Consider the following 24697-nt stretch of genomic DNA (forward strand, 5'->3'; position numbering starts at 1 on the left):
GATGTGTGTATTTGTATTCGTATTCCAAGTAAAAGTCGCTTTAATTTAGAATCTTTTGTTTTGAGTGAGAATCTAATTAAGCAAGGCTGGACACACCAAAAAATTAAAGATTTTATCAAAGATAAGAAAAATGTGCTAGTTAGTGGTGGCACAGGTAGTGGTAAGACTAGCTTTCTAAACTCACTAATGCAAGAAATCCCTATAAATGATAGAGTTGTTACGATTGAAGATAGCCAAGAGCTATTTGTCGCTAATCCAAATAAAACGCAAATCGCCGTGCCAAAGGATGAAAATAGCGTATATACCTACACTACTGCGATAAATAATGCAATGCGTTTGCGACCCGATAGATTATTCTTAGGCGAGATTGATATTCGCAATACTTTGACATTTTTGCGTGTGAATAACACAGGGCATAGTGGGAATCTAAGCACACTTCACGCTAATAATAGCGAAGATGCTATCAATGCGATTATCACAAACGCTATGTTTGGCGGAATGAATGATAGGGAAGCCCTGCGTGATTATATTCGTAGTGCGATAGATTTTATCGTGCAAATCGAGCGTGTGGGAAAACAAAGAAAGATTCTAGAAATCCTAGATGTAAAAGCACATATAAAAGCAGGACAGGGCAACTCAAAAGATTCTATAAATGAGAGTGTTTTAAAGTTATTGTCATTGCGAACGAGCGAAGCAAGTGAAGCAATCCAAAATAAAGCCAAGTCGTCATTGCGAGACTCTAGCGAAGCTAAAGGCGTGGCAATCCAAGACAACACGTCATTGCAAACAAAAGAAGCAATCCAAAAAAACATAGAATCTAAAAAAGATTCTAAACACTTTAGCGACTTAAACGTGATAAATATCACAAGTCCAAGCACCAAAATATTTAATTTTATCTAAGGAGACAACCATGAAAAAGATTCTAATAAGTTCAATTTTAAGCATAAGCTTAAGCATACAAACAGCACATGCAAACTTACCTGTATTCGACTTCACAGGCTTAACACAGCAAATCACAAGCTACGTCGACCAAATAAAAGAAATGATGATGTTTGAAAAGCAACTAGCCGCCGCAGGTATTGATTTAAATCGCATTAATGGATTTATCAATCAAATGCAAGATGCGTGGGATAAAATGAATGAGCTAAAAGACCAAGTGGAAAATCTAACCAACCTTGAAAATGCTTTTAGCAAATTGCAAGAGCAATGCGATATGTTGAATCAAGAGATTCCACAATTTAAAGATATTCTAAGCAAAAAAGAGAATCTTTTTAAAGGATTTTTAGATAGGGCTAAAAGTAAGACTTTTGCGTGTGTGGAATCTTTAAATGATAGTGTAGTAAAACAACATTTTAACGCTAAGTTTTTAGAAAGAAAAGAAAAATGTATGCAGGAGCAAGATGAAAAATGTTATAGAGAAACTTTAATAGAAGAAAAGAAAACCGAGCAGAAATTAGCTCAAGCAGAAAGACTAAAACAAGCAGGAGTAATTGAAAAAGTTTCTACTAGCTACAAAGCTTATAATGAAAAAGAAAAAGAAGAGTTTGAAAAGCAAAGAAAAGACTTAGCTAGAGAAATAAAAAATGCTTCAAGCAAAGATGAAAAATATCAGCGAGAGACAGCCCTAAAGATTCAACAAATGATGCTTGATATGATGATAAAGCAATATGATTTAATGCAACAAAATACAAATATGATGACCGAGCTAATAAAGGTAGAAAAAAGCTTAAGCGATGTTGCAAGGGAAGAAGAAAAGCTAAACTCAATAGATACAAGTAAAAAAGACTTTGTAGAAACTGAAAAGCGAAAAACTTGCGAATACAATAGCAAGGGAATTATAAATTGGGACAAATGCAATCAATAAAGGACAAAAGATGACTTTAGAACAAGTAGGAAATACGCTTATAAATTCAGGCTTATATGTTATTAATGAACTAAGTGATGATAAATTAAAAGCGGCAGTAATATTTTTATTTTGTGTAATCATAATAATATTACTTGCCATAAAAGCACCTTTTGTTTTTAAATTAATACGACTTGCGATAGAAATACTAGGTAGTGATAATAAAAAAGGTAAATAGATTCTAAAGGAGTAAATATGCAAAGAATTTTAGCTGGTTTTTTAATTTTTCTAAGTCAAAATATTATGTTGGCTAGAGAAATAGATTTATATGGAAACACCGCAGATATTATGGCTAGAGCATTAGTTGATTTTAAAAGTGCTGTATTTGATTCAGTAAGTAGTTTCTTAATACAGGAGCATTTTTTAACCTATATTTTAGGTTTAACATTATGCTTTTTTATTTATTCTAAAATCGGTAAAGATTGGAATCGTGAAGATTTCTATAAAATGGGAATCTATTTGATTACTTATTGTGTGATATATGCTATTTTTTATAGTGAAAAAAATTACAATGGCTTTATTGATTTCATACAAATACCTGCCAAATGGTTTAATGAGCATTTAGAAGACATTTCAAAAGCAGATTTTCAATCTACAAATTTTTCACAACACATGGTAAATATTTGGGATACGATGGTAAAAATAGTTAAGGGCGATACAACAGGCGATATAAGAGAAAATGTAATAAATGCAATATTAGGCTTCGTGCAAAGATTACCCTTAGCGTTAATATACGCATTAGTAATGTTTTGTTTTATAGTATATGCTTTGTTATTTACTTTATTAACTCAATTTGCTTCACAAATATTACTTATACTTTGTCCTTTTGTTTTACCTTGCATAGTGATTCAACCATTAAGACAATATTTTTATTCGTGGTTAAAATTATATTTAAGCACAAATATTCAATTAGGTTTAGGAATAATGATAGTTGGCATTGCATTAAATGGAATCAATAATATACAAGTGAAAATAACAAAAATAGATAGCAATCAAAGCGTGGCAGAAAGACTAGAACAAGCTGGAACAGATATGTGGTTTAATACATTAGAAATAGTAGCACCCATAGTAATTGCATTAGCCTGTATAGCTTTATTAAGTAAAGTCCCAGCGTGGGCTCAGGGCATTATCGGTAGTGGAGATGGCGAACACAAGACAGGTTTAGCAGGTTTAGCAGCGGTAGCTGGGAAACAAGCTGGAAAAGGATTCCAAGCATATAGTGAAGCTAGAAATGGAATAAACTACAAGACAGGTGGTAAAAATAGCTGGGGCAGAAGTGCAATGGCAGGATTAGCTTCAATGGCTGGAATGGGCGGATTATCACAACGAATAAGGGGGCAAACAAGTGGCGATAAAGAAGCTTATAGAGCTAAAATGCAAAATGGTTCATTCACAGCCGAAGCAACACCATTTACTGATAAAAGTGGAAATAAAGGGAAATAAAATCTTAAGATTTCTCAATCTTATTTTTCATAATATCAAAATATTTTTGTGCGTCTTCACCACAATATATTTCACCCATTCTACTAAATACAAATTTCTCTTCTTTTTTGCCATTAAAATTATCATCGCTTCGAATAAATGGTAACTCAATAAGTATCGATTTATTCTCAAACTTTAAATCATACAGCACAAAAGCATAATCAATGCTACCTTGTCCGTCATTTACCTTAATTATAGAATCTTTATAATCTATGCTTTTTAAATTTCCTAGTTTTTCATAATCTTTAGTTGTAATTTCTTTGCATATTTTCCATTTGTTATCAATATTTTTTTTTAATAAATCATAAGCAGTTTCTTTAATTTCATTAGTTTCGTTATTGCTACATGCAGTAAAAATAAAAGGAGAAAGGATAAAAGCACAAACCCCCACCATTTTCTTAGAAACATTTGAAATCCTAAACATACAATACCCTTTAATCATTCTTATTTTTCACACTTTTGCTATTTGACTTCTCGATAGCAACAGCCAAATACACAAAACTAAACACCAAAGCCCCAAATGAAATACCTAGAAAAATCCAATTACCAATCATTCTAAATACCTTAAGTATCTTTTAGCTCATATTCTTTAGTAATATCATTAGATATATAAAAGACTAACGCTAACACAGCAACAATACCAAAAGCAACTAAAATAACACCATTAGTCATTCTAAATCTCCCAAATAATCAACTAGCTTCTTATATTTCCTATGAATAAAATAAGAACCAGCCAAAAGAGCCACAATGACAATACCACCGACCCATATTTGATTATTTTCTAGCTTATTCATATTAATCATAGCATAGCCGACAATCCCAAAAATAGAAGTAACAAAAAGCATTAAAAAAGCCTTATGAATGGATATATTTTCTTTAATCTTATCCTTTTTACTCATAAACTTTTTAATCCTTAAAATCACTACCTACATTTTTCATAGACAAAACTATATCATAAATTTTAGAAAAAATTATATATATATATGTAAAAATTTTCAATTTTTTATATACATATAGCTTTTTTTATGTTATACTTTCAAAATCTTAAAGAAAGCTTAAAAATTGCCACAGAAATGCTTAAAACCATTCTGCTCTCGCATTCACATAGAATCTAGATTCTATAAAACACAAAAAACCACAGAATCTAGATTCTATTCATTTATCAAAAAGGGTGGTGGGTGGGCGACTAGGCAATTTGGTACGCAAAATATAGAATCTAATTTTAAATATTTGCTTTCTGTCTATTTCCACAAAAGCACCCTTAAGGTTAGAAAATATTTTATAGAATCCAACACACAAAATACAAAAGTAGATTCCAAACAAACCACAGAATCTAGATTCCACACCCCAGCAAAAATCCTGCTAACCCTAGCACTCTTAAGCCCCCTAAACGCCGCACCACTGCCTTTCTCCTTTAGCAAAACCATGACAGATGTAAGCAGCGAAAAGGACGGCTTAGAGCTAGACTTAAACCGCATCGCGCTAAATTTCTCGCAAAATTCGCTATCAAATCAAAGCCTTTATTCAAGTTTCAGCGATAGCAACCTAAGCGGAAACTCGCAGCTTGCCTTGCAGTTTTTTTTTACTTTCAACGCGAATTACTACTCGATGCGTTTTGTGAGTTTCAATTCGATGATTGCCGAGTATGGTTTCACTGAAATTAAGCAAACAGATAGCTCCACGATACGCAACAAAAGCCTTGATAGGCTGCTATTTTCAACCGATTATACGCAGCGCTCGTGGGATTTTGACTTGGGCTTTGAGAGTTTTGAGGCGGGTCCGTTTTTAAAGGCGAGCTATCAAACCGAGTTTAACCCTACTCCTGCGTTAGGGCGGCGGCACATTATTAATTATGTCTTGGGCGCGAAACTTTTTGATGGCAAGTATATTAAGAGCCTGTATTTTGACTTTTTTGGCGAGCATGACTTAAATCGCACCACTGAGTTTAATGGCTTTGGCGCTGAGCTTGGCATTTCGCTTGAGTATTGGCTTAATAAAAGCGTGCGGTTTTTGTATTCGATGAATTTCAAGCACTACATAATCGACTTTCGCGGGTCGCGCATTTTGCCTGAATATCAGTTTTTGATTGAGACGCGAATTGAGGCAAATTTGTTTCGCACATTGTCGATTTCACCGACACTTCGCTACTATCGCTTAAAAGCAAAAGACATTGAAATCCCCGCATCAAACCTAATCTTAGGCGTCTCGCTAAACTTTGGCAAAGTGCTAAAACCCGCCGCCAAACCACTTGATAAATATCAATTCTTATATTAAGCCTTTTTGAAAGTTATGTGGTAAGATTCTAGAATCTATATTCTATATTTTCAATCTTAATTATATTAAACAAAATAATCTATCAAAAATTTTGAAATTATATCTCAAAGCCAAAGCCAAGATTAAAGCTGCCCAAAGTAGCCCAAGTTTTATCATTAGAAATATCTAAGATATGTCGATAGCTCATTTCTATATACATAAAACGAGCAAGATTTATTGTATATCCAAGCTCCCAAAATGGATACGCATTCTTAATATCCTGCGTAAAGCCATTCCAACCAACGACTCGCATAGTAGAGCCCACATCAAAAAGTGCGCCACCACCGACATACACGATACCCCTAATAAACTCCGGCACAGCCCATCCTGCCCTAAAATCGACACCGACTTGCTTGTGACTTAGAGTGATATTGCGTATATCATTCGTGTAACAGGACGCGTTATTGTAGGTGCAGGTAAGATAACCACCATCGATTTTGCCCTCGTGTTGCGAATATAAAAGGCTAAGTTGCAAACACAAGCCACTATCAAACCTAAAAAGCAATCCAGAGCGCACTATCATAGTAGCATCCATTTCTAATCCATCATCTTTATTTTTAGGAGCGGCGGTTATTGTGGTATTCATGGTTTGATTATTTTGCGTGACTTGGTAGGTAAAGGGCGCGATATTTGCATTACCACCTCCCCAGCCACCACTTAAGCCTATTATAAAAGAAAGTCCAAACTTACGCCCTTTTTTATACTCTATTTCTTGCGTTTTAGATTCTGTTGTTTCTTTTGTAATAACGCTAGATTCTATTTTGGCACTTTCTTTTGTGTTACTAGCTATCATATCTTTAAAATCCGGGCTGTTTTGATTAGATTGATTTTTAGAAATTAGATTAATGTTATAGTTGTTTTGTTTAGCAGATTCTGTATTTTGAGTGTTTGAAATATTTTTGTTGTGTGGCTTAGATTCTATAGAATCTAGCTTATCATTTACCGCTTCTGCATAAGCAAAATAAACAAAAGGAAATAAAACTAAAAAAATAAAAAACCGCACTTCTTCCCTTTAAAATAGAATCTAAATTTAGATTCTATAAAAGATTTGTTAGTATATAGTATATAGACTTTATTTTTTATCATCCACGACTTCGGCGTCTATTACATCATCATCTTTTTTAGAGCCAGAAGCCCCACCAGCGGAAGCGTTAGCACCGCCGCCCCCTTGAGCATTAGCACCACTTGTAGCGGAGAATTTCATAAATACATTTTGTAGATTCTGTATTTTAGAATCTATATCCGCCTTAGTCGCGCTATCATTTTTTAGCGTTTCTTTCAGTGCATCTTTTGCCGCAGTCACTTCAGCTACCACAGCCGCATCGACTTTATCCTTATTTTCATCTAGTGCTTTTTCTACTTGATATACTAGATTATCGCCTGTGTTTCTAGATTCTATTGCTTCCTTGCGTTTAGAATCTTCTTCTTTGTGTAGCTCGGCGTCTTTTACCATTTTTTGAATTTCTTCTTCACTCAAACCGCTTGAACCTGTGATTTTGATTTCTTGGCTTTTTCCGCTTGTTTTATCTTTTGCTGACACCGTTAAGATTCCATTAGCATCAATATCCAAAGTCACTTCGATTTGTGGCACACCGCGTGGGGCTGGTGGGATTCCTTGTAAGTCGAAGTTTCCTAGCTTTTTATTATCCCTTGCAAGTTCTCTCTCCCCTTGAAAGATTTGGATTGATACCGCTGGTTGGTTATCCTCAGCGGTTGAAAATACTTGCGATTTTTTTACTGGAATTGTCGTGCCTTTTTCAATGATTTTTGACATTACACCGCCTAGCGTTTCAATTCCTAAGCTTAAAGGCGTTACATCAAGTAGCAACACATCTTTTACATCCCCTTTTAATACGCCACCTTGAATAGCCGCGCCAACCGCTACGACTTCATCTGGATTCACCGATTTATTCAAATCTTTACCGATAAATTCTTTTACACGTTGTTGCACTTTTGGAATACGTGTTGAGCCACCAACCATTACTACTTCGCTAATATCACCCTTACTTAGCCCAGCATCTTTGATTACAGAATCTATTTTTTTAATCGTATCTTCGATTAAATCATTGATTAAGCTCTCAAACTTTGCCCTAGTTAGCTTTTGCACCAAGTGCTTAGGACCACTCGCATCAGCAGTGATAAATGGCAAGTTGATTTCAGTCTCTGTCGCGCTACTTAGCTCTTTTTTGGCGTTTTCAGCGGCGTCTTTCAAGCGTTGCAGTGCCATTACATCGCTTTTTAAATCAACCCCATTTTCACTCTTAAACTCACCAGCGACCCAGTCAATGATTCTATTATCAAAGTCATCGCCCCCAAGGAACGCATCGCCGCCTGTGGCTAACACTTCTACCACGCCATCGCCTGTTTCTAGCACGGTAACATCAAACGTTCCCCCGCCTAAGTCATAAACCATAATCTTTTCGCTTTCTTTCTTATCTAAGCCATAAGCCAAAGCAGCCGCAGTAGGCTCATTTATAATACGAAGCACATCTAGCCCAGCAATTGCCCCTGCTTCTTTTGTAGCCTTTCGTTGTGCGTCATTGAAATACGCTGGAACCGTGATTACCGCTTCTTTCACAGGCTCTCCTAAGTAGCTCTCTGCATCTTCTTTGAGTTTCATTAGAATCTTAGCGGAGATTTCTTGCGGGGTATAGACTTTATCAGCGATTTCTACCGCACACGCTCCATTTCTATCAATGATTTTGTAAGGTAGGCGCTTTTCAGCCTCTTTAGCCTTGTCCTCGTTATACATTAGCCCCATAATGCGTTTGATTGAATAAATCGTCTTTTTGGGGTTTGTGATTGCTTGACGTTTGGCTGGCTCACCTACTAAAATCTCGCCCTTATCCGTAAAAGCCACGATTGAAGGGGTGGTATTTTTCCCTTCTTTGTTGGCGATTATTTTGCCCTCATTGCCTTCATATACTGCCATTGCGGAGTTTGTCGTTCCTAAGTCAATGCCTAAAACTTTGCTCATTGTGTATCCTTTTAAATTAAGATTCTTTTTTGTTTTCAACGTTCTCTCTTTTTGAGATTCGTCTTCCACGTTATCCTTTGCTTGATTTTGTAGTTTTTATCGCTGCGACAGACGATTAGTCTAGTCTCGCTCAAAAACTACAAAAAACAAGCAAAATATATTTAAAATACTAGAATCTATTGCTCTAACCACGAGTCGCTAGATTCTGGCATTTTATAGAATCTAAAGATTCTAAATATATAATTTTTCAATTACATACTTAAAATCTTTTAAGATTCTATATATAAAATCTTTTTTAGATTCCATATATAGAATCTTTTAGAATCTAGACTTACGAAAGCCAAAACGCCAGAATCTAGATTCTAGTATTTTGCGTGTAGTTTGGATTTTCCTTTTTCCCTGCGAGTGAGACTAGACTAAAACGTCTGTCGCAATGAAGCAGGGAAAAAGAAAATTCAAAATCCAAACGGAAGACGAATCTCCAAAAGGACACGCTATCCATTCTTTACAACACTAACTAACGCTGGGCGTAAAGTGCGGTCTTTATACTTATACCCCGTTTGCAACACATCCGCAATCTCGCCTTCATTCTTAGAATCATGCGGCACTTGGCTTATTGCATGGTGCAAATTTGGGTCTGGCTCGCCTTTAGATTCTATAATTTCTACGCCGTGATTACTCAAAGTCTTATGCAATTTATCTAAAGTCAATTTTATCCCCTCAGCGATTTTTGCGCCCTTATCATTCTCATTTGCAAACTCTTTTGCCGCTTTTAACGCATTTTCAAGCGTATCCGCCACAGGCAAAATATCCTTTAAAATCTTTTCATTTGCATATTCTAAGGCTAAATTTTTATCTCGCTCCAAACGCTTTTTGACATTCTCAAAGTCCGCGTGAGTTCGCAAATATCTATCTTCAAGCTCCTTAATTTTTGCCTTTAAAGATTCTACACTTTCACTAGATTCACTAGCCACATTTTCATTTGCCACGCTTTGATATTCATTTGCGGCTTTTTTAATCGCTTCATTAGAATCTTTAGAATCTTGCTCGCTAGATTCACTAGATTCAGTAGTCTCCAAATCATCTGCGGAAATATCGTTATGCTCGGTATTTACATTTTTTTTCTTAGAATCTTTTTTTGCCATGTTTTCTCCTTAAATTCATTTAAGATTGTAAAATCTTTATACAAACCTACGCGACTAAGTCTGTATAAAAACCTTCAAAATCGCATAAAAGTGAGCCAAAAACTAGCATTCTAGCGCACTTGTTTTTTTCTTTTGAATCCACATTCACCACATCGTGTATCACGCAAACAAAGCCGCTTGGCACAAACTCGCTTGTGTAGATTCCATTTGCCTTTTTTAACATAATTTTGCCACTGAAAATCTGCTCAAAATAGCTAGATTCTAGAATCTCTTTTAGGTTAGAGACGCCGTATTTAGCGGTATTTTTCGCCATATCGACCTGCTCTAGTGCGATTAATTTTAACGCCAAGTCACTAGCGCCCACTTCCACACTCACACGCGTAATATCCGCGATGTCCATATTGATAAAAGGCTGCAAAAACCGCAAAATCGCTTCACTTTTTTTTATCACAACTTCACCGCGAGAAAATTTCAAAATTAAAAAATTTTCCTTTGTAGCGATGATTTCTTGCAGTTCATTGCTCTCTTTTGGCGCTATCACACAAAAGATTCTATAATCTCTGCATATAGAATCTAGTTTCGTGCTATTCACGCACAAAATGCTATCAAGCAAATAATTTAGCACTCCACGCCAATAAGTGCTAAGTGCGCTAGTCGTAGGTATGCGACCGCTGCTAGCGTGTGGCTGAAATAACGCGCCCTCGCTCTCTAGCACCTTAAAATAGTTACGAATCGTAGCAGATGATAAACAAATGCTTCTTTTTTCCTTAAGAAAAACCGAGCCAATAGGCTCTTTGCACTTGATATACTCTTGTATTATCCCTACTAACAAATCCTGCTTTTTATTCATTTTTTCCCTTTTTTATTATAGATTCTATAATCTTTAGAATCTATTAGTTTCCATTTTTGTAATTTTTAGAATCTTCTTGCTATAGATTCTATAATTTCTTAGAATCTTTTGTTTTTAAGATTATGCACTCCATAAACCTTAAAACTTTCGCATTTAGATTCTATAATTTTAAAACCCTTATATTCTAGATTCTATAACTTTAGAATCTCTCGCGTTTTAAATTCTATAATTTCTTAGAATCTTTTGCGTTTTTAAAATTCTAAATTTTACAAAATCCTAGATTCTATAACTTTAGAAGCTTTTTATTCAAGATTCTATAACTTTAGAATCTTTTTATTAGAGATTCTATAATTTCTTAGAATCTATTTTGTTTAAATGTTTGTTTTTATTAACAAACGAAATTATAAACAAAAAAAGTAAATGAATTTAGCAAACTTATTAAATTTTTGCTAAATTTTACAAACTCTTAGCCACAGACCATCAACTTTAATCACAAACCACACTAAACAATCATAACAAATCCCACTTAACAATATTAAACAAATACAATTAATTTTATATGCAACATTCAAAAAAATAATTCAATTTATCTTACACATTCACCAACATTTTCACAAAAAAATTATAGAATCTAAACCCAAAACTAACTCACAAAAGGCACAAAATGTCCAGCACCACGCGCACGATAAAGTCGATGAACGCCCTATTTATCGGTATGTCTTTTTTATTTATCGGTAATTCGCTAATTGTAAGCTCCGTTGGCGTGATTTTGAAAAACTCGCAAATGAGCGATACAGCCATAGGGCTTATTAGCTCGTGCTTTTTTATCGGCGCGCTCGCTGCCACGATTAGTGGGCATCGCATTATTTCGCGTGTGGGGCATATCCGCAGTTTTGGGATTTTTGCCGCGCTTTTTGCGATTTCTAGCCTGTTTCACGCTTTTAGCGACAATCTTTACCTTTGGTCGATTTATCGCCTTATGCTTGGCTTTTGCTACTATGGCGTGCTTATGGTGATAGAATCTTGGCTCAATGAAAAGGCGAAAAATGAAGTGCGTTCGCGCGTTCTTGGCTTTTATGAAGTCGTGTATTATATCGCTTCAGGGCTTGGCGTGCTAATTATCGCGCTAAACTTGAGTAAGGATGACTTATTTATCTTGAGTGCATGTCTTATAATGTTTTCGACCATTCCGCTGTATCTAATCCGCATAAAAGAGCCGTTGCTGCCTAAAAAAGAGCCTATTTCGCTACCTAAAATCTTTGATATTGCTCCACTTGCGTTAGTGACGGCATTTATCGCGGGTATGCTTGTGAATGGCTTTTTTGCGATGGCGTCTGTGTTTATGCTAAAGCAGGGCTTTGATGTGCGTGCGGTAAGCTATTTTATCGCTTCTGCGATGTGTGGGGGCTTTTTAGCCCAAAGCGTGATAGGCATTGTGAGTGATAAGCTCGGGCGTAAATTTGCCATTATGCTTTGTAGCGGCGTGGCGTTTGCGGTGATGACGTGCTTTTTGTTTTTTAATTTGCCTTTAATTTTGCAGTGTGCGTTGGCTGTGCCTTTGGGCGGTGGCGTGTTTTGCCTGTATGCGTTATCTTTGGCTCGTGCGAATGATATGGCGGCTGAATCTGGCTCAAAATACAAGGGTAAAAGCGTGGAGCTAGGACGTGGTATTTTATTTTGCTACTCGTTTGGCTCGTTATTTGCACCTGTGATTTTGGGCGTTTTAATGGAATATTTTGACACGCAGGGCTTTTGTTATTTTTATCTCGCGTCTTTGGGCTTTTGTCTAATCTTTGCGATTAATAAGCCAAATGTGCTTGGCAAATCAAAAAAGACACCGCGAAACCCCGGCAGCACGGTTATGATGCAGTGAAAAAATCTTTTATGTTACACAAAGTAATTTTATAATTAAATACCACCTTACTAAAATTCCCAAAATTATTACTTTCCCCTTGCATTTTTGCTAATTTTGTGTATTATATTCAAATCGATTTTTAGTAAAAGGAAACTTATGAAAGACATTGAAAAAAGACGAGTGGAAGCCACTCCAAAGGGTATCGCTGTAATGTGCGACTGGTTTGTGACAAAGGCTGAGAATGCTACGATGTGGGATAGCAAAGGGCGTGAGTTTATCGACTTTGCCGCTGGCATTGCCGTGCTAAATGTGGGTCATCGCCACCCAAAAGTAGTCGCTGCGGTAGAAAAGCAATTAAAGGCTTTCACGCACACCGCATATCAGGTCACGCCTTATGAGAGCTACATCGCTTTGGCTGAAAAGATTAACGCACTAGCGCCGATAAAAGGCAAGAAAAAAACCTGCTTTTTTACCACTGGCGCGGAAGCAACTGAAAACGCGATAAAGATTGCAAAGGCAAAAACAGGGCGATTTGGCGTTATCGCATTTGGCGGTTCATTCCACGGACGCACTGCTACTGCGGTGGCTATGACAGGCAAGGTCACGCCTTATAAAGCACAGCTTGGCGTAGGGATGGTTGGAATCTATCATGGATATTATCCAAATAAGTTACATAAAGTAACAACTGAGGACGCCCTAAAAAGCCTAGAGCATATTTGTAAAAGTAGCATTTCGCCAAAAGATGTCGCCGCGATTATCTTTGAGCCGGTGCAAGGTGAAGGGGGGTTTAATCCTGCGCCAAAAGAATTTGTAGCGGGTCTAAGAAAGTTTGCCGATGAGCATGGCATCGTATTGATTGCCGATGAGGTGCAAACAGGCTTTGCAAGGACAGGCAAAATGTTTGCTATGGAATACTTTGACACACAAGCGGATATTATGTGTATGGCGAAAAGCTTGGGCGGGGGCATTCCTATTTCAGGCATCGTTGGCAAGGCTGAGATAATGGATTCTGTAGAGCCAGGTGGTATGGGCGGCACTTATGCTGGTTCGCCTTTAGCCACAGCTGCGGGTCTTGAAGTGCTAAAAATAATTGAGGAAGAAAAGCTAATAGATAGGGCAAATAAGCTAGGTAAAAAACTAGAAAAAACGCTAAAAGGCTTGAAATTTAAAGAAATAGCCGAAGTGCGCGCCTTAGGCTCAATGGTAGCGGTGGAATTTTTCAAAGATGGCTGTCCTGGCAAGGGCGCGGACATTGCTAAAAAGGTGCAAAAGTTAGCTATGGAATCTGGGCTTTTATTACTAACTTGTGGCACTTATGGGAATGTCATCCGCTTTTTATATCCGCTAACAATCCCTGAAGCGCAATTTGACAAGGCATTGACAATCTTACAAGAAGTAATCACGGAGGCTGTAAAATGAGTTTAGATTCTACGCATTTTGAGTTATTAAATCACGAGTATGTTTCAAAAAGTAGCAAAGATGGCTTTATCGCGGTAACTAACCCCGCCACAGGCGAAAATATCGCGTGGGTTTATGATATAAAGGAAAATGAGCTTGTAAAAATCATAGAATCTTCGCAAAAAGCACAGAAAAAATGGGCGTCCCTTTTGGCGTTGGAGCGTGCAAATATCCTATTAAAATGGTATGATTTAATGCTAGAGCATAAGCAAAAGTTGGCTGAGATTCTAACCATTGAAATGGGAAAGCCTATTACTGAGGCAAGTGGTGAAATCGTGTATGCGGCAAATTTCATTCGCTGGTTTGCTGAAGAGTGTCGCCGCATTGATGGTGATATTTTGCAGCCTGTGGCGCATAATCAAAAGTTGCTTGTATTAAAGCAGCCTATCGGTGTGTGCGGCGCGATAACCCCGTGGAATTTCCCAAGTGCTATGATTACTAGAAAGGCTGCTCCGGCGTTGGCGTGTGGGTGTTCTATGATTGTAAAACCAGCTACGCAAACGCCTTTAAGTGCCTATGCGTTGGCTGTCCTTGCGTATAAAGTGGGCGTGCCGCGTGATTTGTTACAAATAGTAACAGGAAAGGCTAGTATGATTAGCAAGATTCTATGTGAGAGCGATATTGTGCGAAAAATCACTTTCACAGGTAGCACTGAAGTTGGTCGCGTTTTAATGGCGCAAAGTAGCAGCACGATTAAAAAGCTTAGCCTTGAGCTTGGCGGGAATGCGCCATTTATCGTGTTTGATGATGCTAATATTGATGAAGCGGTAAAAGGCATTTTGGCTAGTAAGTTTCGAAATAGCGGGCAAACTTGCGTTTGCGCGAATAGAATCTATATCCAAAGTGGCGTGTATGACAAGGTCGCAGCGGCGTTGAAAAGTGCTGTGGAAGCCCTGAAAGTAGGCAATGGTATAGAATCTAGCACAACGCAAGGACCTTTAATTGATTCTAAAGCGGTAGAAAAGGTCAAAGAACATATCGCAGATGCAGTGGGCAAAGGTGCGAAAGTGCTTTGCGGTGGGAAGCCACACACGCTAGGTCACACATTTTTTGAGCCGACAATTTTAACAAATGTAACGCAGAAAATGGCTGTGGCAAGGGAAGAAACCTTTGGTCCTTTAGCGCCATTATTTAAGTTTGAAAGCGAAAATGAAGTAATCGAAATGGCAAATGATACTGAGTTTGGCTTAGCGGCGTATCTTTACACTAAAGATTCTGGGCGTTTGTGGCGTGTGGGCGAAGCCTTAGAATATGGCATTGTGGGCGTAAATACAGGGATAATCTCCACAGAAGTAGCCCCCTTTGGCGGTGTAAAACAAAGCGGCTTAGGACGTGAAGGCTCAAAATATGGCATTGAAGACTACCTTGAAATCAAATATATGTGCGTGAATTTGTAACACTTTAGAATCTTAGAATCTTTAGATTCTAAAAAGTTTTTAAAAAAGATTCTAAAAGATTCTATTCGCAAGTTTTTAAAAACACAATTTGCATTTTGGAATCATGAAAATATAGAATCTAGATTCTATATAAATGTTACATTTTTTCCTTAGATTTATAAAAACGTTAGAAACTTTTAAAAACCCCTTGACAAAGCTTTTTTTTTGTATCCTTTAGAATCTAAAAATGAAAAGGAGAAAAAATGGCAATTGATTTTGCAAGTGAAATGTCTAAGGTGATAGGCGATATAAAAGAAGCTAAAGTTGCAGAAGCCAAAAAGCCCAAAAACTTGGTAGATGAGCTGGATAGTAAGCTAATTATTAGCGATTTTGTAGAAGATGAAAATTACATAATACCATCTCGTCAAATACGACGATTGATGACTATTTATACGATTAATGTATCTAGGGATATTGTGTTTTATATCATAGAGCTTTGGGAGCGATATGCTAGTAATATCGATACTTTGCAGTCTCAAGCGATAAAGTTAGCAAACCAAATGGGTAAGGGCGAAATACATGAATTGAACTTAGATTTTCAACCTTATATCGATAAAGAATATGTTGAAAGAGTCCATGCGGAGTGGGTAGGTCGTAATATGGATGATGAAGAGTATATGAGTAAAGAAATCGATGATGAGACTAAGCAAATCGTAGAAAAGATTTTCCAAACAAAGCTAAATGAATATATAGAATCTAAAATAGAGCGAAAGCTAAGTGGTAAGCTAAATGAAAATGAGGAGCTGCAAGAATCTTTTTTAATTATGCCTACACGTGTGAGAGAAGATTCTATAAAACACAATGATAATGAGTATGTGAAACTCACAGATAGCAATAAGAATACAAACGAGGATAGCTTGTCTAATATGTTGCTATATTTTAAGGTAAGATACAATAAAAATGATTCTATACCACCAATCCCTGGTTTCAGGCGTGATTTTGGTATAGGTAGATGGCATAGAAAAGAGTATGATGGAACACATGATGGAAATAGTCTCAAAAGGTCTATAAATAATGTCCCCTTTGTAGTATTTGAAATATATGCAAAGCCAAAAATGCTTAATAAAATCCTAAATGATACGCAAAAAGAATTGTTAGCATATCATTTTAATAATAAAGTGGATAAATATAGGCAAGCTGAAAATATCCCATACTACGAAGGAACTATAAGACACCACGACGGCAGGATAGAAAAACAAAAACCATACAGAACTTGGTAAAGATTCTATAACAATATTTTAATAGATTCTAAAATGTTTTCTTTTCCACGTCAGCTAGTATTTCATTTGCCACAGAATCTACTGCGGTGGAGATGTCACGCGCGTGGTTGGCTATATCCACATTTTGCATGGTTGGTGGGTGATAGGTCGAATCCAAGATTCTAAATAACCATAGAATCTATTTTAATATTTTTATTTCTAAAGATTAAATGTGTGTGTTTAGAATCTCTTGTAAGGTATTTTACCAAAATAATTCTTGTGTTAGATTCAATAAAAATAAGGAAAAAGTTTTGTAGTGTTTTAGGATAGAATCTTTGCTGTAAGATTCTAAGTTTAAGTGTTTGTAAAGGGTGTAAAATTGCGAAGTTTGCAAGATTTTTTGGCGAGATTTTAGTGATTTTTTGCGTTTAAAAGTCTCGCATAAATTAGATTCTATAAAAATTAAATTAGCAATATTGTGTTTATATTTTTCAAAATCTTTCAAGTTTTTAAAGCCCAAGATAGAATCTTTTTTATTAAAATGGTGGTGGGTAGGTAATATGCTAGATTCTATAGAATCTTTTTTAAGAATCCTATCGTCCGCCCACCGCCCTATATTTGAACTATAGCCCACAAGCTGCCCTTTATTTAATTTATCGCCCAAGTGTCGCCCTATATTTGGATTATGCCCCTTTTTCACACAAAACCTAAACACCCTTTCATCAATTATAAAGCACCTATCGCAGTTAAAAAATGCCAAAATAGATTCTATATCTAGCATATTTAAAGCAAAATCAAGATAGTAAAAAAATAAAAAACTACTACACTCCTGTGGATAAACATAGCCAACTCCATCTCTATCCCCACGCAAAAACGTGCTATAATTAAAGCCATAAAAACTATAAAAAGGCTTTTTAAAATACGCTTTTATATCGATATTTGCGATATTTTTAAAGATATTTGCCACATTTTTCACATACAAAATAAAGCCCTTTTTTATAGAATCTTTGCTTGTAAAATCAGTATTTTGCATAAATTTTCTAAACTCTACACCGCGATTTTTGACAATTTCTAGCTCAATATTTTGAAACTCATCACTATCAATATCACAGCTAATATCACTCATAATCATTTCATCCACATCCCAGAAAATAAGCATTTTAGAGCAAAAATTAAGCATTTCATTATCCAAAATATTATGGCTAAAAAGCTTCGCCAAAAGGCAAAAATTAAAATTTACAATCTCAAATTTACAAAAATAATTATAACCTAGCATATACACTTTTAGCATTTTGATATTAGATTCTAGGGCGTTTAAAAAGGACAAATAATTCTTTAAAAATTGCAAAATTCCTTGCATTAATTCATCAAGGAAATGCGAGATTTGCGATTCTTTTTTAGATTCTAAGTTAGCAAAAAAATTGCTTAAATCCGCTTCTCTCATATGATAAAAAGTCTTTGAAAAAATGAAAAATCCATAAATAATATCTCCAGAATCTTGCGTAGTTTGCGGGCTAATCATTGCTTTTATCACTTTTGTATTATAAATTTGCTCGCAAATATTTTCAAATTTTTTGCAATATTTTATGTATTTTTTGTCATATTTTTGGGCTAGATTTAGCAGAGTTTGTTGCATTTTTTCACCTTTTAGAATCTTATCTAGGCAGTTTTGATTGCGGAGAAAAGCCGCTCCATTCATGCGTCTTATTTGGTAGGGGCGAGTTTGGGCAGCCTTGCGTATCAGTTGGAATCTTAGCCATATATCCGCAGTAGCCACACATAAAGCCACTTTTGCTATCATTCTCATAGCTGCCGCTTTCATACTTTTCCCTATGACGATACGCGTAGCTAAAGCACACATCGGCATTTAGCATTGAGTGCTTTTTAGTGGGACTATTCACACACAGCCCATCCGCATCGCCGCCACACTCAACGCAAATGCCACAATATCTACACCACTGCAAAAAATTTCCAAGACTTTCCATAATTTGCTCCTTTAAAAATCTAATATCGAAATTATACGCACAAAAAGAGACATTTTTTGTCTAGTTTTTAGAATCTATTCGCTTAAAATAGGGTGGTGGGTGGGCGATAGGATAAAATAAAATTCTTGATTCTATAAATATTTTTCAATCTTAAGGGCGGTAGGGCTTAGAATAGATAAAAGAAAAAATATTTAAACATCAGCTTTAGATTCTATAATTTCGCTTCGCTCATTGCCTAGTCGCACACTCACCACCCTTTTAAAGAATAGCCTAGTCGCACACTCACCGCCCTTTTAAAGAATAGCCTAGTCGCCCACCCACCGCCTTTTTTTTAAAAACATAGAATCTTAAAATCGCAGTGGGCGTTTGTAAAATTAGAATCTATTTTAACTCTTTTAGTATCTCTTCATACACTTCTTTTAGTGAATAATCAAATGTTACGCTTTCCATATCATAAGGGTCCCACCAACTATCATTTCCTTTCCACTTTATTTTATCTTTTTTATCTTGTCCCACACAGCCCATTTTTATGGCTATATCACGCATTTTTTTATATCTATCTTCTAGTTGTTTTTCGATTTCATTATCTTTGGCGTTTAGATTCTGCTCTATTTGCCTTGCGATTTTAAATTCATCGAAAAACTCAAGCTGTTTTAAATCGTCTAACTCTAATTTTCTCTCGTTGTAATCATATCTATTCTTATTTATCAAATACACAGAATATTCACCACTAATGATATTTTCTAATGTTTTATAACACACAAATTTTCCATTATAAGAAGCATACAAAAGCTTAGAATCACTTATAATAGTCTCAGTCGCCACGCCAAAACTACCAACAATAAAAAGCCCACTTAACACTTTACACACAAATTTTCTCATTTTATTTCTCCTAAATTTAAATTGTTTGAATCTATTCTAAAATATAGAATCTAGATTCTATACGCTCTTATAAAAGGGCAGCGATATGATAAGATAGATTCTATAAATCCGCTCCAAAAAAGCCATCATTTAAGATTCTAAAGAATCTAACTTGCCAAAAGCTCTCTAATTCGCGCTCCAAACTTGCTAAAATCATCATCACTATTAAGCCCACTAGGCGTCCCAGACACAAAAGGCAAAATCACCACAAGGCTTTTTCCACCTTTAAAATGCAAAAGCCTTTTATCATTAATCTTTTCTTCACTAACCTTAGAATCCACGCCAAACGCCTTAATAAAATCATCCTTAAAACCAAGCCCCACGCAAATTATAAGCTTTGGCGCATATTTTTTCACTAAATCATTAAAAAAAGGAAAGCGATTTGTGCGGATAAAATCCTCATATTCTTTCACATTATTAAAGCCTGTAAGCTCCTTAATCACGGCATTTGAAGCGTTTTTAGAATCTTGATTGCTAAAAGGGAGCGGATACAAATTCATCTTAAAATACCCTTTTGAAGAATCGCTAAAAGGCAGCTTAGATTCTATAAATTTCTTATAATCGCTCGCACTGCCGCCATCTATCACACTCAAAATCTTGCAAATATTTCGATTAAATGGATATTTGTCTTGCGTAGCTGCCCACTCCTTATCATAGCCAAAATTCACATCGCTAAAAGTGTGTGCCATATCCTTTTTAAGCGTCTCAATGTATTCTTTGTCACTCTCATACTCGCCCTTTTTCGCGCCGGGCTCAATGCCACACACCCAAATGCTAGGCGCACTCTCACTACCTATATCACCGCCATCACAGCCACTAAAAGATACAGCCCATTCCTTAAAATTATTCATTTTTCAACCTTTGTGTATAAATTTCTAGATTTTATGTTTCTAGATTCTATAAAAATCTTAACACAAAAAAAAAGTCAATACTTTTTCAGCAATTTATGGAATATTTAAAAATGATAGAATCTTTTTATGATCCATTAGATTCCAAACGCCAAGTCTTATGTATTTATTGTGTAAAATAAAAATATTAAATCCTAATAAAATATTTTTATGTAATATATGATTATCAAATCATCTGTTGAATAATTTTATTTTCTAAAGGCAAAAAATGAGTAAAACTACGATGAAAAAAGATTCTAAAATCTTTGTGGCTGGGCATAATGGGCTTGTTGGTAGTAGCATTACAAATGCTTTGAAAAAGCAGGGTTTCACTAATTTGATTTTAAAAAATAGAAGTGAGCTAGACTTGCTAGATTCTAATGCGGTGCGTGATTTCTTTGCGAAAGAAAAGCCTGAGTTTGTTTTCCTTGCGGCGGCTAAAGTTGGCGGGATTTTGGCGAATAATACTTATCGCGCTGATTTTATCTTTGAGAATCTAACTATTCAAAATAATGTAATTTTTAACGCCTATAAGTTCCAAGTTAAGAAACTTTTGTTTTTAGGGAGTTCGTGCATTTATCCCAAAAATGCCCCACAACCTATGCGTGAATCCTGCCTGCTTACAAGCGAGTTAGAATACACAAATGAGCCTTATGCCATCGCTAAAATCGCGGGGATTAAGATGTGCGAGAGCTTTAATCTGCAGCATGGCACGAATTTCATCTCCATTATGCCGACAAATCTGTATGGAAATAACGATAATTTTAACCTTAAAAATTCGCATGTTTTGCCTGCTTTGATACGCAAATTTCACCTTGCGAAACTCCTTGCAAATGGCGATTTTGCTTCTGTTGAGCGAGATTTAGCACGCGATAAACTAGCAGATTCTAAAGATTCTATGATGCAGATTCTAAATGAGTTTAATATTAGTAGTGAATCTGTTGGTGTGTGGGGCAGTGGGCGTCCGCGGCGTGAGTTTTTGCATAGCGATGATATGGCGGAGGCTAGTGTGTTTATTATGCAAAATGTGGATTTTGCTGATTTGTGCAATTCGTCTCGTGCGCAATCTTCGCGGGAGCTTGATTCTCACTTCGTCGATGAACCCAAAAGTTCTATCTCCTTGCTCGAATCTGCACAACCCGCGAATCTTACGCACGATACTAGAATTGCTAATCCTACAAAAACTGGAAATTTAAAGGGAGAGGTGCGTAACACACACATAAATGTGGGCTTTGGCGAGGATATTAGCATTAAGGAATTAGCGGAGCTTGTGCGTGAAATCGTGGGTTTTAAAGGCGAAATAATTTTTGATAAAACTAAGCCAGATGGCACATTCCAAAAGCTAATGGATAGCTCAAAGCTAAATAAACTAGGCTTCACCCCCCGAATTTCCTTGCGTGAAGGGATAAAAAGCGTATATGAAAATTATTTGAAATTATAGAATCTAAATGTTTTTGGATATAATTTGTGTGAAATAGTAGAAGAAATTAGATAAGCAGGAAACATTTATGTAATAATAAGATAAGATTTAATAAGTAGATTCCAAGAAAGGACAAAGATGACAATAATTTTAGATACTAAGGATGATTTTAACGCGGAGATTGCACGTAAGATTAGGAAAATGCTACTTGTAGGTTTAATCGTGTATTATGTGTGCGTGCTACTTAGCATATTTGTAGGTGGCGTTGGGAGTGATGAAGATGTGGAGAGTTTTTCTAGCTATCGCTTTTATTCAAACCCTTATAGTGAGTTTCTTGATAGAGAGATAAATAGGCAGTATGCGACAAAAAATGATGTTAGTATGCTCCCTACAATTATAAATTTTATTGGTTTGGTAGCCACTATTTATTTTTTGGTGGGTGTTAAAAAGCTTAGTAATTTCACGTGCACGCCGCTATTTCGCTACTTTGTGTCTGGGATAATTTTGTGTGTGATGTATGTGGTGTTTATTGTGATTTTGTTTTTTAGCGTGATGGATAGTGATAATGTGGGCTTAAGGGGCTTGAGTGCTGCATTTGGCGGGATTATTAGCTTGGCGTTTATGATTTATACGATGTATTTGCAGTATAAGATTGCGGATGCGTTTCGCCAGATTAGTGGGTTGGAGGTTTTTATGCGCGCGTTTAAGTTTATAGTCGCATCTGATGTGATTATAACGATTTTTTTTGTGTATTTTATATCATCGCTTTTGTGGAATGGTTTGAATTTGGCATCTATTTTTGATGGTGGGATGGGATGGTTGTTTCTTGTGTTATTTTCATCCATTTTGTCTTTTATAGCGCAGATTCTATTTATTTTGGGGGTTTATAGTATTAAAAGTATGAATGTTAGAAATTAGATTCTATAATTTAACTAGAGTTACATAACGTTGATTGTCTATCCATGTAAGCTTTCAGCTTTAAATTCGGTTATATTTTTCCGTAAAAAAAAAAAATATAGTAAAAATTAAAAAGTAAAGCTAAATCCTTTGCAATCACTTTTTTAGGTTTTAAATAATCACTGAAACTTAATGTGGTATTTTGAAAGATTATGAAATATAGTTTTAAATTTCCCATTGATTTAACTATTATTGATAGAATCTAAACTCATTTCAACAAAAAGGAAAAATATGAAAAAATCAGTAGTTATAGTAGGTGGCTCTATTGCAGGGCTTACAGCGGCTTTGGTATTAGCATCAGCGAAAAATAAAGAGCTAGATTTTGAGATTACGATTATTGATGAGGGCAAGGCGGATTTGAAAAATGTAGCGATTTATAATGTGGCGATGTTCCCGCGTGGCGTGGAGTATAAGGAGATTATCGAGCATACTAAACGGCAAATAGATTCTATGTTGCATGTAAAATATGTCGATGGTGAAGTGACTGACATTAGCGGTAGCAAGGGCAGTTTGCACACTAAGGGCAGTGGCATTGATTTTAAGAGTGATTATGTGATTTTGGCGACTGGTGCGGGTCATTTTAACATTAAGGGCTTAGGCGACATCGTAAAACCGCACAATTTGATGAATAAGCCAAACAAAATCCGCCTTGAGTGGAGTGGCAGACAGCAGGTAAAAGATGGCGTATATGTCGCGGGTCTTGCAAGTGGTGTAACAACAATGGTAGGTGCGGCTATCGGTAGTGCGACAGAGGCAGCGTGCGCTATTTTAAGCGATATTAAAGGCGAAGTAGCAATCGTGCATGACGTCCCATCTAGCAGAGAAGTTAAGGTTGTGTATAAGTAGTTAGCACTATTGCTTTAATTGTTTTTTGCATTGTAAACTCCATAATTTCTACAATATACGCATTTTTGCTATTGAAAAACAGGGCGTTTATTTTTTAATCTAAGTATGTTATAGAGATTGAAAAAGGTTGTATAGAATCCTAGATTCTAAAGGTGTGTTAAGACCAAAAATATTTTATCATAAATCTTGTTTGTATCGCCTTGTTTAAACAAACAGATTCTAAGCACAGCACAAAACCCCACAAATTTTTGTTAAAATTACCAAAATAAAAAAGGTTTTTAACATTATGAGCATTGCAATTAGAAATAAAAAAGAACTTGAGATTATGCGTGAGGCTAGTCGCATCGTGGCGGTGACGCTTGATTATGCAAAGAGCATCGCCTGTGAGCAAATGAGCCTATTAGAGCTTGATAAGGCTATTGAGGATAAGATTTATTCCCTAAATGCGATTCCTAGTTTCAAAGGCTTGTATGGCTTCCCAAATGCCGCGTGTCTGTCGCTAAATGAGATTGTAATTCATGGCATTCCTACGGATTATCGCTTGAAAAAGGGCGATATTTTAGGCATTGACATCGGCACGAAGTATCAAAATTACTACGGCGATGGTGCGATAACTATCGGTATCGGCGAGGTGTCAGCACAAGATTCTAAGCTAATGGATTGCTCCTTGCAAACGCTTCAAGCAACTATAGATTCTATAAAAGCTGGGATGCGATTTAAGGAAATTAGCGCGATTTTGCAAGAAAATATAGAATCTAGGGGCTTTGTGCCGCTGCGTGATTTCTGCGGGCATGGCATTGGCACGACCCCGCACGCTGAGCCTAGCATACCAAATTACCTTGATGATGGTGTCAAAATCAGCGGTCCAAAAATCAAAAATGGTATGGTTTTCTGCCTTGAGCCGATGGTGTGTCAAAAAAGTGGCGAAGTGAGAATCCTGCCTGATAAATGGTCGGTGGTAAGCATTGATGGCAAACGCACAAGCCATCACGAGCATACGATTGCTATCATTGACAACAGGGCGGAGATTTTGACTAGAATATAGAATCTATAAATTAGAATC

Annotated in this window: 23 protein-coding genes; 13 read left to right on the plus strand and 10 right to left on the minus strand. The window is 36.2% G+C overall.

Annotation, left to right across the window (positions count from 1 at the left end; all coding sequences use genetic code 11):
* The 4 genes from LS64_RS07795 to LS64_RS07810 all read left to right on the plus strand — a co-directional run.
* Window positions 1-900: CpaF/VirB11 family protein (locus tag LS64_RS07795; protein WP_161976973.1), on the plus strand; the 900-nt coding region annotated here is incomplete at its 5' end.
* 10 nt (window positions 901-910) lie between these two features.
* Entirely contained in the window at window positions 911-1864 is a 954-nt protein-coding gene (locus LS64_RS07800; RefSeq protein ID WP_034569460.1) for a hypothetical protein, read from the plus strand.
* A gap of 10 nt (window positions 1865-1874) precedes the next feature.
* A complete protein-coding gene (locus LS64_RS07805) occupies window positions 1875-2081 on the plus strand; it encodes a hypothetical protein (protein WP_034569456.1) in 207 nt (68 codons plus the stop codon).
* A 17-nt stretch (window positions 2082-2098) separates the two neighbouring features.
* Entirely contained in the window at window positions 2099-3346 is a 1248-nt protein-coding gene (locus LS64_RS07810; RefSeq protein WP_052062291.1) for a type IV secretion system protein, read from the plus strand.
* A gap of 4 nt (window positions 3347-3350) precedes the next feature.
* Here the strand turns inward: LS64_RS07810 and LS64_RS07815 are convergent, their stop codons facing one another.
* Together LS64_RS07815 and LS64_RS07820 are read right to left on the minus strand one after the other, a co-directional pair.
* Window positions 3351-3809 carry a hypothetical protein gene (locus LS64_RS07815; RefSeq protein ID WP_034569453.1) on the minus strand — a complete coding sequence of 153 codons (459 nt, stop codon included), beginning with the start codon at window positions 3807-3809 and terminating at the stop codon, window positions 3351-3353.
* Between the two features lie 244 nt (window positions 3810-4053).
* Entirely contained in the window at window positions 4054-4284 is a 231-nt protein-coding gene (locus LS64_RS07820) for a hypothetical protein (RefSeq protein WP_118949406.1), read from the minus strand.
* 163 nt (window positions 4285-4447) lie between these two features.
* Here LS64_RS07820 and LS64_RS07825 point away from each other — a divergent pair, with 163 nt between their 5' ends.
* Window positions 4448-5659 (plus strand): hypothetical protein, encoded by a 1212-nt coding sequence (locus LS64_RS07825; protein WP_237416294.1) that lies wholly within the window; start codon window positions 4448-4450, stop codon window positions 5657-5659.
* A gap of 97 nt (window positions 5660-5756) precedes the next feature.
* Here the strand turns inward: LS64_RS07825 and LS64_RS07830 are convergent, their stop codons facing one another.
* The 4 genes from LS64_RS07830 to LS64_RS07845 all read right to left on the minus strand — a co-directional run bounded on the left by LS64_RS07830 (window position 5757) and on the right by LS64_RS07845 (window position 10670).
* Window positions 5757-6701, minus strand: coding sequence for a hypothetical protein (locus LS64_RS07830; protein ID WP_034572182.1), 945 nt, complete (start codon window positions 6699-6701; stop codon window positions 5757-5759).
* Window positions 6702-6770: 69 nt separating this feature from the next.
* Window positions 6771-8675: a molecular chaperone DnaK gene (gene dnaK, locus LS64_RS07835; protein WP_034574493.1), complete on the minus strand. Its 1905-nt coding sequence runs from the start codon at window positions 8673-8675 to the stop codon at window positions 6771-6773.
* A gap of 494 nt (window positions 8676-9169) precedes the next feature.
* A complete protein-coding gene (gene grpE, locus LS64_RS07840; RefSeq protein ID WP_081948263.1) occupies window positions 9170-9820 on the minus strand; it encodes a nucleotide exchange factor GrpE in 651 nt (216 codons plus the stop codon).
* Window positions 9821-9866: 46 nt separating this feature from the next.
* Entirely contained in the window at window positions 9867-10670 is an 804-nt protein-coding gene (locus tag LS64_RS07845; protein ID WP_034570363.1) for a hypothetical protein, read from the minus strand.
* Between the two features lie 664 nt (window positions 10671-11334).
* Between LS64_RS07845 and LS64_RS07850 the strand changes: the two genes are divergently transcribed.
* The 4 genes from LS64_RS07850 (at window position 11335) to LS64_RS07865 (ending at window position 16639) form a co-directional block, all read left to right on the plus strand.
* Window positions 11335-12543, plus strand: a complete 1209-nt coding sequence (locus LS64_RS07850) for an MFS transporter (RefSeq protein ID WP_034570360.1) — start codon at window positions 11335-11337, stop codon at window positions 12541-12543.
* A gap of 138 nt (window positions 12544-12681) precedes the next feature.
* On the plus strand, window positions 12682-13944 hold the full coding sequence (gabT, locus tag LS64_RS07855; protein WP_034570357.1) for a 4-aminobutyrate--2-oxoglutarate transaminase: 1263 nt from the start codon (window positions 12682-12684) through the stop codon (window positions 13942-13944).
* On the plus strand, window positions 13941-15380 hold the full coding sequence (locus LS64_RS07860) for an NAD-dependent succinate-semialdehyde dehydrogenase (protein WP_034570354.1): 1440 nt from the start codon (window positions 13941-13943) through the stop codon (window positions 15378-15380). The genes gabT and LS64_RS07860 overlap by 4 nt, the downstream gene beginning before the upstream one ends.
* A 242-nt stretch (window positions 15381-15622) precedes the next feature.
* Window positions 15623-16639: a hypothetical protein gene (locus LS64_RS07865; RefSeq protein WP_034570352.1), complete on the plus strand. Its 1017-nt coding sequence runs from the start codon at window positions 15623-15625 to the stop codon at window positions 16637-16639.
* A 28-nt stretch (window positions 16640-16667) separates the two neighbouring features.
* On the opposite strand, the gene LS64_RS13650 is transcribed toward LS64_RS07865, so the two are convergent.
* The 4 genes from LS64_RS13650 to LS64_RS07885 all read right to left on the minus strand — a co-directional run bounded on the left by LS64_RS13650 (window position 16668) and on the right by LS64_RS07885 (window position 20375).
* A complete protein-coding gene (locus LS64_RS13650; protein WP_272916593.1) occupies window positions 16668-16796 on the minus strand; it encodes a hypothetical protein in 129 nt (42 codons plus the stop codon).
* Between the two features lie 84 nt (window positions 16797-16880).
* A complete protein-coding gene (locus LS64_RS07870) occupies window positions 16881-18440 on the minus strand; it encodes a hypothetical protein (protein ID WP_160659358.1) in 1560 nt (519 codons plus the stop codon).
* A 544-nt stretch (window positions 18441-18984) separates the two neighbouring features.
* Window positions 18985-19485 carry a hypothetical protein gene (locus LS64_RS07880; protein ID WP_034570342.1) on the minus strand — a complete coding sequence of 167 codons (501 nt, stop codon included), beginning with the start codon at window positions 19483-19485 and terminating at the stop codon, window positions 18985-18987.
* A 146-nt stretch (window positions 19486-19631) separates the two neighbouring features.
* Complete coding sequence (locus LS64_RS07885) at window positions 19632-20375, minus strand: hypothetical protein (RefSeq protein ID WP_034570334.1); 744 nt, start codon at window positions 20373-20375, stop codon at window positions 19632-19634.
* A 280-nt stretch (window positions 20376-20655) separates the two neighbouring features.
* On the opposite strand from LS64_RS07885, the gene LS64_RS07890 reads away from it, so the two are divergent.
* The 4 genes from LS64_RS07890 to map all read left to right on the plus strand — a co-directional run bounded on the left by LS64_RS07890 (window position 20656) and on the right by map (window position 24679).
* Window positions 20656-21852 carry a GDP-L-fucose synthase family protein gene (locus tag LS64_RS07890; protein WP_034570366.1) on the plus strand — a complete coding sequence of 399 codons (1197 nt, stop codon included), beginning with the start codon at window positions 20656-20658 and terminating at the stop codon, window positions 21850-21852.
* 117 nt (window positions 21853-21969) lie between these two features.
* Entirely contained in the window at window positions 21970-22749 is a 780-nt protein-coding gene (locus LS64_RS07895) for a hypothetical protein (RefSeq protein WP_034570331.1), read from the plus strand.
* 270 nt (window positions 22750-23019) lie between these two features.
* Window positions 23020-23634 carry an FAD-dependent oxidoreductase gene (locus LS64_RS07900; protein ID WP_034570328.1) on the plus strand — a complete coding sequence of 205 codons (615 nt, stop codon included), beginning with the start codon at window positions 23020-23022 and terminating at the stop codon, window positions 23632-23634.
* 286 nt (window positions 23635-23920) lie between these two features.
* Window positions 23921-24679 carry a type I methionyl aminopeptidase gene (map, locus tag LS64_RS07905; protein ID WP_034570324.1) on the plus strand — a complete coding sequence of 253 codons (759 nt, stop codon included), beginning with the start codon at window positions 23921-23923 and terminating at the stop codon, window positions 24677-24679.
* Window positions 24680-24697: the final 18 nt, after the last annotated feature.

Origin of the sequence: Helicobacter saguini, assembly GCF_000762875.2 — a bacterium.
GTDB lineage: Bacteria > Campylobacterota > Campylobacteria > Campylobacterales > Helicobacteraceae > Helicobacter_A > Helicobacter_A saguini.

What these genes read in the sequence shown, in the direction of transcription:
- LS64_RS07800 (WP_034569460.1), top strand. Translation starts at nt 911, where the DNA reads ATGAAAAAGATTCTAATAAGTTCAATTTTAAGCATAAGCTTAAGCATA.
- LS64_RS07805 (WP_034569456.1), top strand. Translation starts at nt 1,875, where the DNA reads ATGACTTTAGAACAAGTAGGAAATACGCTTATAAATTCAGGCTTATAT.
- LS64_RS07810 (WP_052062291.1), top strand. Translation starts at nt 2,099, where the DNA reads ATGCAAAGAATTTTAGCTGGTTTTTTAATTTTTCTAAGTCAAAATATT.
- LS64_RS07815 (WP_034569453.1), bottom strand. Translation starts at nt 3,809, where the DNA reads ATGTTTAGGATTTCAAATGTTTCTAAGAAAATGGTGGGGGTTTGTGCT.
- LS64_RS07820 (WP_118949406.1), bottom strand. Translation starts at nt 4,284, where the DNA reads ATGAGTAAAAAGGATAAGATTAAAGAAAATATATCCATTCATAAGGCT.
- dnaK (WP_034574493.1), bottom strand. Translation starts at nt 8,675, where the DNA reads ATGAGCAAAGTTTTAGGCATTGACTTAGGAACGACAAACTCCGCAATG.
- grpE (WP_081948263.1), bottom strand. Translation starts at nt 9,820, where the DNA reads ATGGCAAAAAAAGATTCTAAGAAAAAAAATGTAAATACCGAGCATAAC.
- LS64_RS07845 (WP_034570363.1), bottom strand. Translation starts at nt 10,670, where the DNA reads ATGAATAAAAAGCAGGATTTGTTAGTAGGGATAATACAAGAGTATATC.
- LS64_RS07850 (WP_034570360.1), top strand. Translation starts at nt 11,335, where the DNA reads ATGTCCAGCACCACGCGCACGATAAAGTCGATGAACGCCCTATTTATC.
- gabT (WP_034570357.1), top strand. Translation starts at nt 12,682, where the DNA reads ATGAAAGACATTGAAAAAAGACGAGTGGAAGCCACTCCAAAGGGTATC.
- LS64_RS07860 (WP_034570354.1), top strand. Translation starts at nt 13,941, where the DNA reads ATGAGTTTAGATTCTACGCATTTTGAGTTATTAAATCACGAGTATGTT.
- LS64_RS07865 (WP_034570352.1), top strand. Translation starts at nt 15,623, where the DNA reads ATGGCAATTGATTTTGCAAGTGAAATGTCTAAGGTGATAGGCGATATA.
- LS64_RS07870 (WP_160659358.1), bottom strand. Translation starts at nt 18,440, where the DNA reads ATGAAAGCGGCAGCTATGAGAATGATAGCAAAAGTGGCTTTATGTGTG.
- LS64_RS07880 (WP_034570342.1), bottom strand. Translation starts at nt 19,485, where the DNA reads ATGAGAAAATTTGTGTGTAAAGTGTTAAGTGGGCTTTTTATTGTTGGT.
- LS64_RS07885 (WP_034570334.1), bottom strand. Translation starts at nt 20,375, where the DNA reads ATGAATAATTTTAAGGAATGGGCTGTATCTTTTAGTGGCTGTGATGGC.
- LS64_RS07890 (WP_034570366.1), top strand. Translation starts at nt 20,656, where the DNA reads ATGAAAAAAGATTCTAAAATCTTTGTGGCTGGGCATAATGGGCTTGTT.
- LS64_RS07895 (WP_034570331.1), top strand. Translation starts at nt 21,970, where the DNA reads ATGACAATAATTTTAGATACTAAGGATGATTTTAACGCGGAGATTGCA.
- LS64_RS07900 (WP_034570328.1), top strand. Translation starts at nt 23,020, where the DNA reads ATGAAAAAATCAGTAGTTATAGTAGGTGGCTCTATTGCAGGGCTTACA.
- map (WP_034570324.1), top strand. Translation starts at nt 23,921, where the DNA reads ATGAGCATTGCAATTAGAAATAAAAAAGAACTTGAGATTATGCGTGAG.